This window comes from Corallococcus sp. AB018 (assembly GCF_003986945.1).
In the GTDB taxonomy this organism is placed as follows: Bacteria; Myxococcota; Myxococcia; order Myxococcales; family Myxococcaceae; genus Corallococcus; species Corallococcus exiguus.
In genome coordinates this window covers 55,688-62,877 of the sequence record NZ_RAWR01000024.1, presented here as the reverse complement: position 1 = coordinate 62,877, position 7,190 = coordinate 55,688, and the positions used below count along the sequence as shown (strand labels likewise).

The window sequence follows — 7,190 nt, the reverse complement described above, 5'->3', positions numbered from 1 at the left end:
GCCGCAACCCCGCGAACAACACCCCACCCGCCAGGAGGAAGCGCATCCCCGCCATCCGGAACGGCGGAAAACCCGTCAGCGCGAACCGCATCGCCAGGTAGGTGGACCCCCAGATGACGTAGAGCGCGAAAAGGCTGAACAGCAGGCGACCCCGGTGGGGCGCGGGCTCGGCTACGTCGGGGGTCACGGTCGCGGTCGTCACGGCGGCGGCCTTCTAACCCCCACCTCCCTCCCGTGCGATGTGCGCTTTGCCGTACCCGTGCCACGCAGGCCGGCGGACCAGCGCCCCGCCTGCCTGCCAGAGAGGCCCTCCCAATTGAATGCCTCGGGCGTCCCTTTTAGAATTCTACAGGAGGCATGAAGACCCGGAGGTCGGGTCGACAGCCACCGGAGCGTGAGCGGGAATGCCCGACGAATTGGGTGAGCGCGAAAAGGAAGTCCTCCGAGCCGTGGTGCAGGAGTACATCACCACCGGCGGCCCGGTCGGCAGCCAGCAGCTGACTCGCAGAGGCGAGTTCGAAGTGTCTTCCGCGACCATGCGCAACGTGCTCGCCGACCTGGAGGCCCTGGGCTTCCTGGAGAAGCCCCACACGTCCGCCGGCCGCGTGCCCACCGACCGGGGCTACCGCTTCTACGTGGACACCCTGGTGAAGCTGCGCGACCCCGCCCCCCGCGACCGCGAGCTCATCCACGCCGGGCTCGTCCACGAGTCCAGCCTGGACGAGGTGCTGTCGGAAGCCAGCCGCGTGCTGCACTCGCTCACGCGCCACGCGGGCGTCGTGCTCACCCCCCGCGTCGACGCCGCCGTGTTCCAACGCATCGAGTTCCTGCGCCTGCGCGAGAACCGCGTGCTCGCCGTGCTCGTGGGCCAGAACGGCCAGGTGCACAACAAGGCCCTCACCGTGGACTTCCCGGTGACGTCCGACGAGCTCATCAAGGCCAGCAACTACCTCTCCGAACTGCTGCACCAGGTGCCCCTGGAAGAGGCGCGCGAGCGCATCCGCGCGGAGATGGACCAGGAGCAGGCCCTCTACAACGCGCTCACCGCCAAGGCCCTCAAGCTGGGCGCCGCCGCCACCGACCTGCAGACGCCGGAGCGCGTGCTCATCGAGGGCACCGGCTCCTTCCTGGAGCAGCCGGAGTTCGCGGACGTGGAGCGCATCCGCGCGCTGTTCCGCGCCCTGGATGAGAAGCACAAGCTGCTGCACCTGCTGGACCGCGTGCAGCGCACCAAGGAGATGCACGTCTTCATCGGCGCGGAGAGCGAGTTCTCCGCCGCCGGCGACGTCACCGTCATCGCCAGCCCCTACGGCACGGCGGAGGCGGTGCTGGGCACTGTCGGCGTCATCGGGCCCACGCGCATGGACTACCGGCGCGTGATTCCCCTGGTGAACTTCACCGCCCAGGTACTCTCCAGCGTGCTGGAGAAGGTGTAGCGCGAAGCCCCTACTGCGGCGCGGGCGCGTAGACGCGCAGCGCCGCGGGGGCGACCTCGAAGCGCATGGGCGTCATGCCCACGTTCTCTCCGTCCGCGTTCACCTCCATGGGCGGCTCCGTCTCCACGACGAGCCGCGAGGTGTGCAGGTGCACGACGGACTCGTGCTCCAGGTGCCCGCCGCTCCTCATGCCCAGCGCCACGCGCGCCAGCGTGGCCACGTCCTGCAGGTGGCCCAGCCCCGTGCGCTCCCCGCCTTCCGCCATGGAGGGCGCGGTGATGGCGTAGACGTGGAAGCGGCGGTCGTCCAGCGTCGCGTCCGGCGCCACCATGTTGCCCGCGCCGTGGTAGCGGCCGTTGCCCACCACCAGTTGGAGCGCGTCCACCTCCAGCGTCCGGCCATCCGCCTGGAGCCGGACGTGGAAGGGCTGCAGCGTGCGCATCTCCGCGGCGGCGGCCATGGGATAGGCCAGCTTGCCGGCGCGCTGCTTCAACTCCTGCGTGAGCCGCTTCGCGATGGCGGTGGTGAGCCCCAGGCTGGCGGCGTTGAGGAAGGGCCGCCCGTTGATGAGCCCCACGTCCACGCGCGCCGTGTAGCCACCGGCGATGACGTCACACGCGGCCTCCAGCGTGTCCGGGATGCCCAGCGAGCGGGCGAAGTCGTTGCCGGTGCCCAGCGGCACCACGCCCAGCGTCACGTCGCGCCCCATCAGGGCCTGCGCCGCGCAGCTGATGGTGCCGTCGCCTCCTCCCACGAGGATTCGGCGGGCCCCCTGGGCGATGGCCTCCTCCACCACCTTGCGCAGGCGCTTGGGCCGCGTCAGTGCGTGCGCGGCCTTGAGCGGGATGCCGTGTTCGGCCAGCAGCGCGCGGGCGGTCTCGAAGGCGTCACGCCCCGAGCGCGAGCGCGTATTCACCACCAGGACCGCGGGCCCCTCGTCCAGGTGACGAAGGCGCGGAGGCGCGTTGAGTGCGGGTTCCAGGGGAAACCTCGGCTTTGAATGCAGCGCCTCCAAGCTGCGCACGACCGTCTTCCGGCACCAGCGGGACCCATGCGGAAAGGGCAGGGGCTCTGTCCATTCCCCACCGCGACTCTCGGAGAGCTTCCGCGGGTGGACATGGGTAGGGGGCTGGCGGGTTCCCTCCCTGGGTAGACGTGTTCACCTTCCAGGCGACGCGGACTCCGTGCCTCGGACCCGCGCCGGGACGTTCTCCAGGAGGGTTTGAATGGCACGAGGAAGCAAGGACAAGTACTCGGCGAAGCAGAAGCGCATGGCCGCGCACATCGAGAAGGGCTACGAGGACAAGGGCGTCGGTGAGAAGACCGCGGAGGCCCGCGCGTACGCCACCGTGAACAAGCTCACCGGTGGCGGGATGAAGGGCGGCTCTGGCAGCAAGGCGAAGGCGGCCCGTCGGCGCCCCGCGGCTCGCAAGAACGCGCGCAAGGCAGGACGCGTGGGGGGCAAGCGCCGCGCCGCCACCGCGAAGAAGAGCGCCACCTCCAGCCGCAAGAAGGCCGCGCCCACCCGGGCCCGGCGCACCAGCACCGGCCGCAAGGCCACCTCGCGCACCGGCACCGCCGGCAAGCGCTCCACGGCCCGCAAGAGCACCGCGCGCCGGGGGACGGCTCGCAAGAGCACGGCGTCCCGTTCACGCGCGAAGCGGGGCGGTTCGCGCAAATAGTCCCGAGGGGCTCCACCGGTGGCCACGCTTTTTCCGTGGCCGCCGGGGACGCCTTCACCCTGTCTCGGGCTTCAGCGCGACTCCTCGTCCTTGGAGGTGTCCCGCGACGCCGCGTCCCAGGGCCAGATTTCGGGGTCTTCTTCCAGGCGGCGCAGCAGCTCCGCGGGGTCCTTCACCAGCGTGCGGCAGCCGGCCGTGCGCAGGTCCTCCGCGCGGAAGCCGCCGCACAGCACACCCACGGACGCCAGGTGCAGCTTGCCCGCGGCCAGCGCGTCGTAGGGCGTGTCACCCACCATCACCACCGTGGCGGGGTCCGGCTTGCCCAGCTTCACGAGCGCCGCCTCGAAGATGTCCGGGTGCGGCTTGCTCTTGTCGACCTCGTCCTTGTTCGTCTTCGCCTCGAACAGGCCGTCGATGCCGCACAGCTCCACGTAGCGCTTGAGCTCGTCGTCCTTGGCGCTGGAGGCCAGGGCAATCTTGCGGCCGCGCTTGCGCAGCAGCTGGAACAGCTCCTTCACGCGCGGGAAGGGGCGCACCTTGGGGAGGAACTCGCGCTTGAAGCGCGCGGAGCGGTCCTCCTCCAGGTCCTTGCCGAAGCGCTCCAGCTCCTCGTCGTTGAAGAAGACGGGCAACAGCTGGTCCGCGCCCTTGCCAATCTGGCTGCGCACGTGAGCGAACGGGATGTCCCGCCCGAACTCGATGAACGACCGGCGCCAGGCCTCGGCGTGCTCGTCCACCGAATCGATCAGCGTTCCATCCACGTCGAAGATGACGTTCTCGACCATGCGCGGCAAACCTCCGCCGCCAAGGTGGCGATGGCCGGCGTGCGGGTCAACCGCCCGTGGGTGACTTCGGTCCACTCTCCTGCGCTTCGCTGTCCACGAGTGTCCGGGTCTGCACGCTGTATCCCTCCGGAGCGGCGGGGGTGAACGCGTCGTTGGGCAGCGGCGTCTTCAGGTCCACCTTCGACAGCACCGTCTCCCCCTGCTTCGCGTCCCCCAGCCAGCGCGTCAGCTTCCTGGGCACGCACAGGCCCAGGTCCGTGTCGCAGTGCTCCTCCTCCATCCGCACCTCCGCCCGGGTGCCGTCCGGCGCGCGCGTCTTCTTGGCCAGGAAGTCCAGCGAGGGCCAGCGCAGCACGTACGTCACCTCCACGCCGCCGCCCGCCTCGCCCTCCAGCGCCATGGTCAGCTCCACGGCCTCCTTCGCCTGGGGCAGGCTCGCGGTGCGCCTCGCCTTCGCGCTGCGCAGCAGCAGCGGCGCGCGGAAGCCGTCCGGCACGAAGGGGGTGAAGATTTCGGTGAGGAACGCGGACAGCTTCTCCGCGGAGACCTGGGACGTGAAGGTGGTGAACTGCTTCGTCGCCTCCACCTGCTCGTACAGGTGCTTGCCGTCCCACCACACCTGCCGGGCCTGGGGCGCGGACACGGTGCCGCGCATCTTCTGGGGCGCGCGGTACGCGAAGGTGAAGCCCGCGGAGGCGGTGTCCCCTTCCGTCTGGGTGCCCTCCAACTGGTAGGCCGTCAGCTTCGCGTCGCGCGCGGCCAGCTTCTCTCGCACCTGGGCCATCAACTCCGCGTCGTTCGCGCCTCCGGACGAGGACGAACGGCACGCGAGGAGGCCCACGAGGGGCACGAGGAGGAGGGCGCGCATGGGGATGCTCGGGGGCTGGAAATGGAAAAGGCCCCGCTGTTCCCAGGGGGCCTTCGGACTGCCTCGGTGAGGAGGCAGCTTGGGACTACTTCACCGCCACGCCGGTCGCGGAGGAGCTGGTGATGCCGATGATGGTGCCGAACAGGGCGAAGATGCCGTGACGGGGCGTGGTGCTCGCCGACTTCAGGTCCACCTTGGAGGCGCCCATGGCCTTCGCCTCGGTGATGAGGAGCTTGTTCACCACGGTGTCCAGGTCGCTCTGAACGATGTCGATGATGTGGAAGATCGCGGTCAGGCCCAGCGAGCTGCCCTGGATGACGGCCACGGCCTCGCCGTTGGCGGCGATCTCGGAGCCGGAGACGATGGCGGACTCGACGCTCGTGCAGCCCACGAGGGAAGCGGCGGCGACGGCGGACAGGATGAACTTCTTCATGGTTATCTCCCCAACTGATGGTGGCTTGGATGGTGACGGAGCGGCCCGGACAGGCACTCCGCCGTTCAGTAAGACCTCAAGCGGCCGGGGTCGTAGCAGAAGGCTTTTTCAAGTCAAGGACCCGGGGCGGGTTATTCCGAGTTCTGTTGGACACTTCATCCGCCGGGCGGCGCGGGAGTGGTCGCCCCTCTCGCGGACGTGAGGCATCTTCGCGCATGCACCCGGTTTCCGTTCCACGTCCCGCCCCGGCCCGCGTCTGGCTGCACCTGCTGCTCTTCGTGGTGACGCTGGGGACGACGTTCCTCGCGTACCTGCTGCTCTTTGGCCGCTCGTTCCCGTTCAGTGGGGACGGGCTGCTCGCGGAGGACCGGACCCAGGCGCTGTTCTTCAGCGGGTCGCTGCTGGCCATCCTGGGCTCGCACGAGATGGGGCACTACGTGCTCGCGCGGTGGCACCGGGTGGACACGTCGCTGCCGTACTTCATCCCGCTGCCGGTGCCGGGGAGCCTGGGCACGCTCGGCGCGGTCATCCGGCTGCGCGGGCGCATCCCCACTCGCAACGCGCTGGTGGACATTGGTGCCGCGGGGCCGCTGGCGGGCCTGGTGGTGGCGCTGCCGCTGCTCTACTGGGGGCTGTTGCACTCCACGGTGGTGGACTCGCCGCCGGTGCCGTCCGCGTTCCCCGGCGAGTCGTCGCTGTGGGTGCTGGGGCAGGACCTGCTGCGTTGGGTGATGGAGAAGCTGACGCAGGCGCCGCCCGCGATGGAGCCCGTCTACACGAGCCACCAGACGCACTTTGGCGACAATCTCCTCATGAAGGCGCTGACGTGGCTGGCGCTGGGCCCGCTGCCGGAGGGCAAGGATGTGGTCGTGCACCCGGTGGTGATGGCGGCGTGGTTCGGCCTGCTGGTGACGCTGCTCAACCTGCTGCCGGTGGGGCAGCTGGACGGCGGGCACCTGACGTTCGCGGCGCTGGGGCCCCGGGCCCGTCTGGTGGGCCGGGGCGTGGCGGTGGTGCTGCTCTTCCTCACCGTGTTCGTCACCGCGTCATGGGGCCTGTGGCTGGTGGTGGCGAGCAAGGTCGTGGGCTTCGGCCACCCGGAGGTGTTGCGGCCGGAGGAGCCCCTGAGCGCTTCGCGCAAGGTCATCTGCGCGCTGTGCCTGTTGGCGCTGGTAGGGTGCGCGATGCCCATCCCGCTGCGAGAGGTGTGGTCATGAAGTACCAGTGCGAAAGCTGCGACCGACTGGTCAAGGTGGAGACCTACGTCCTCGAGGAGCATGCGCTGGCCGTGGCGTGCCCGGCGTGTGGTGCGTGGACTCGGGCGGCCCCTTCCCTCTCCAAGCCGGCATCCCCTCGGCCCGCGCCCACTCCTGCGCATGACGGCGTGGAGGACCTCGCGGTGGCGGCGCCCTACGCGGCCCCTCCGCCGTCACCTCTCGCTCGGCCCAGCGTCACCGCGCTGCGGGTGGTGCGTCCGGATGCTCCCGCCGAGGCCCCGCTCGCGCTGGATGGAGATCCCTTCCAGGCGCCGCCGGGCCACTGCCCCAAGTGCGTGGCGCCCATTCGCGACGACGCCGGGTCCTGCTCCGCGTGCGGACTGGTCTACGCCAACTTCATCCCGGACGAGCACCAGCCCTCCGAAGCCCTGGCCCAGGAGTGGCGCGAGCTGCTGGAGACCTGGCACGACTGGGACGCGCACGACCGCCTGCTGTCCCAGGCGATGATGCGGGGCGAGATGGCCATGGTGGGCCGGCTGTACCGCGTGCGGCTCGCCCGGGCGCCGAACGACGCCCAGGCGCTGCGCGGACGGGATGAAGTGGTCCGCCGGGTGACGACCACGACGCAGCTCATCTCCGACGGACCCTCACCGGCGCTGGGGCGCAAGATGAAGACCGCGGTGCTGAGCACCGTGCTGGTGGTGTCCCTGGTGCTGCTGCTGGTGCTCTTCCAGATGATGCGCGCGTCCTTCTAGGCGGCGGGTCCGGC

At 70.2% G+C, this 7,190-nt stretch carries 8 protein-coding genes and 1 pseudogene; 4 read left to right on the top strand and 5 right to left on the bottom strand.

Features of this window, described 5'->3' with window-relative positions; translation table 11 throughout:
- Window positions 1–202, bottom strand: a pseudogene (locus D7Y11_RS08130) (drug/metabolite exporter YedA); the annotation flags it as partial.
- Between the two features lie 202 nt (window positions 203–404).
- On the opposite strand from D7Y11_RS08130, the gene hrcA reads away from it, so the two are divergent.
- The gene (gene hrcA / locus D7Y11_RS08125; protein WP_120579098.1) at window positions 405–1,436 is read left to right on the top strand and encodes a heat-inducible transcriptional repressor HrcA; all 1,032 of its coding nucleotides are present in this window, start codon (window positions 405–407) and stop codon (window positions 1,434–1,436) included.
- 10 nt (window positions 1,437–1,446) lie between these two features.
- Here hrcA and D7Y11_RS08120 read toward each other — a convergent pair whose 3' ends face one another.
- Window positions 1,447–2,460: a lipid kinase gene (locus tag D7Y11_RS08120; RefSeq protein WP_233607231.1), complete on the bottom strand. Its 1,014-nt coding sequence runs from the start codon at window positions 2,458–2,460 to the stop codon at window positions 1,447–1,449.
- A 202-nt stretch (window positions 2,461–2,662) separates the two neighbouring features.
- Here D7Y11_RS08120 and D7Y11_RS08115 point away from each other — a divergent pair, with 202 nt between their 5' ends.
- Window positions 2,663–3,118: a transcriptional regulator gene (locus D7Y11_RS08115; protein WP_120579097.1), complete on the top strand. Its 456-nt coding sequence runs from the start codon at window positions 2,663–2,665 to the stop codon at window positions 3,116–3,118.
- A 71-nt stretch (window positions 3,119–3,189) separates the two neighbouring features.
- Here the strand turns inward: D7Y11_RS08115 and D7Y11_RS08110 are convergent, their stop codons facing one another.
- The 3 genes from D7Y11_RS08110 to D7Y11_RS08100 all read right to left on the bottom strand — a co-directional run bounded on the left by D7Y11_RS08110 (window position 3,190) and on the right by D7Y11_RS08100 (window position 5,204).
- A complete protein-coding gene (locus D7Y11_RS08110; RefSeq protein ID WP_120579096.1) occupies window positions 3,190–3,903 on the bottom strand; it encodes an HAD family hydrolase in 714 nt (237 codons plus the stop codon).
- A 46-nt stretch (window positions 3,904–3,949) separates the two neighbouring features.
- Window positions 3,950–4,771 (bottom strand): hypothetical protein, encoded by an 822-nt coding sequence (locus tag D7Y11_RS08105; protein ID WP_126933395.1) that lies wholly within the window; start codon window positions 4,769–4,771, stop codon window positions 3,950–3,952.
- 85 nt (window positions 4,772–4,856) lie between these two features.
- A complete protein-coding gene (locus D7Y11_RS08100) occupies window positions 4,857–5,204 on the bottom strand; it encodes a hypothetical protein (protein WP_120579094.1) in 348 nt (115 codons plus the stop codon).
- A 215-nt stretch (window positions 5,205–5,419) separates the two neighbouring features.
- Here D7Y11_RS08100 and D7Y11_RS08095 point away from each other — a divergent pair, with 215 nt between their 5' ends.
- Both D7Y11_RS08095 and D7Y11_RS08090 read left to right on the top strand, forming a co-directional pair.
- On the top strand, window positions 5,420–6,421 hold the full coding sequence (locus tag D7Y11_RS08095) for a site-2 protease family protein (RefSeq protein ID WP_126933394.1): 1,002 nt from the start codon (window positions 5,420–5,422) through the stop codon (window positions 6,419–6,421).
- Window positions 6,418–7,176 (top strand): hypothetical protein, encoded by a 759-nt coding sequence (locus D7Y11_RS08090; RefSeq protein WP_126933393.1) that lies wholly within the window; start codon window positions 6,418–6,420, stop codon window positions 7,174–7,176. The genes D7Y11_RS08095 and D7Y11_RS08090 overlap by 4 nt, the downstream gene beginning before the upstream one ends.
- Window positions 7,177–7,190: the final 14 nt, after the last annotated feature.

Bases quoted from the DNA above. Each gene is read 5' to 3' on its own strand.
- D7Y11_RS08100 (WP_120579094.1), bottom strand. From the start codon at position 5,204: ATGAAGAAGTTCATCCTGTCCGCCGTCGCCGCCGCTTCCCTCGTGGGC.
- D7Y11_RS08105 (WP_126933395.1), bottom strand. From the start codon at position 4,771: ATGCGCGCCCTCCTCCTCGTGCCCCTCGTGGGCCTCCTCGCGTGCCGT.
- hrcA (WP_120579098.1), top strand. From the start codon at position 405: ATGCCCGACGAATTGGGTGAGCGCGAAAAGGAAGTCCTCCGAGCCGTG.
- D7Y11_RS08110 (WP_120579096.1), bottom strand. From the start codon at position 3,903: ATGGTCGAGAACGTCATCTTCGACGTGGATGGAACGCTGATCGATTCG.
- D7Y11_RS08095 (WP_126933394.1), top strand. From the start codon at position 5,420: ATGCACCCGGTTTCCGTTCCACGTCCCGCCCCGGCCCGCGTCTGGCTG.
- D7Y11_RS08115 (WP_120579097.1), top strand. From the start codon at position 2,663: ATGGCACGAGGAAGCAAGGACAAGTACTCGGCGAAGCAGAAGCGCATG.
- D7Y11_RS08090 (WP_126933393.1), top strand. From the start codon at position 6,418: ATGAAGTACCAGTGCGAAAGCTGCGACCGACTGGTCAAGGTGGAGACC.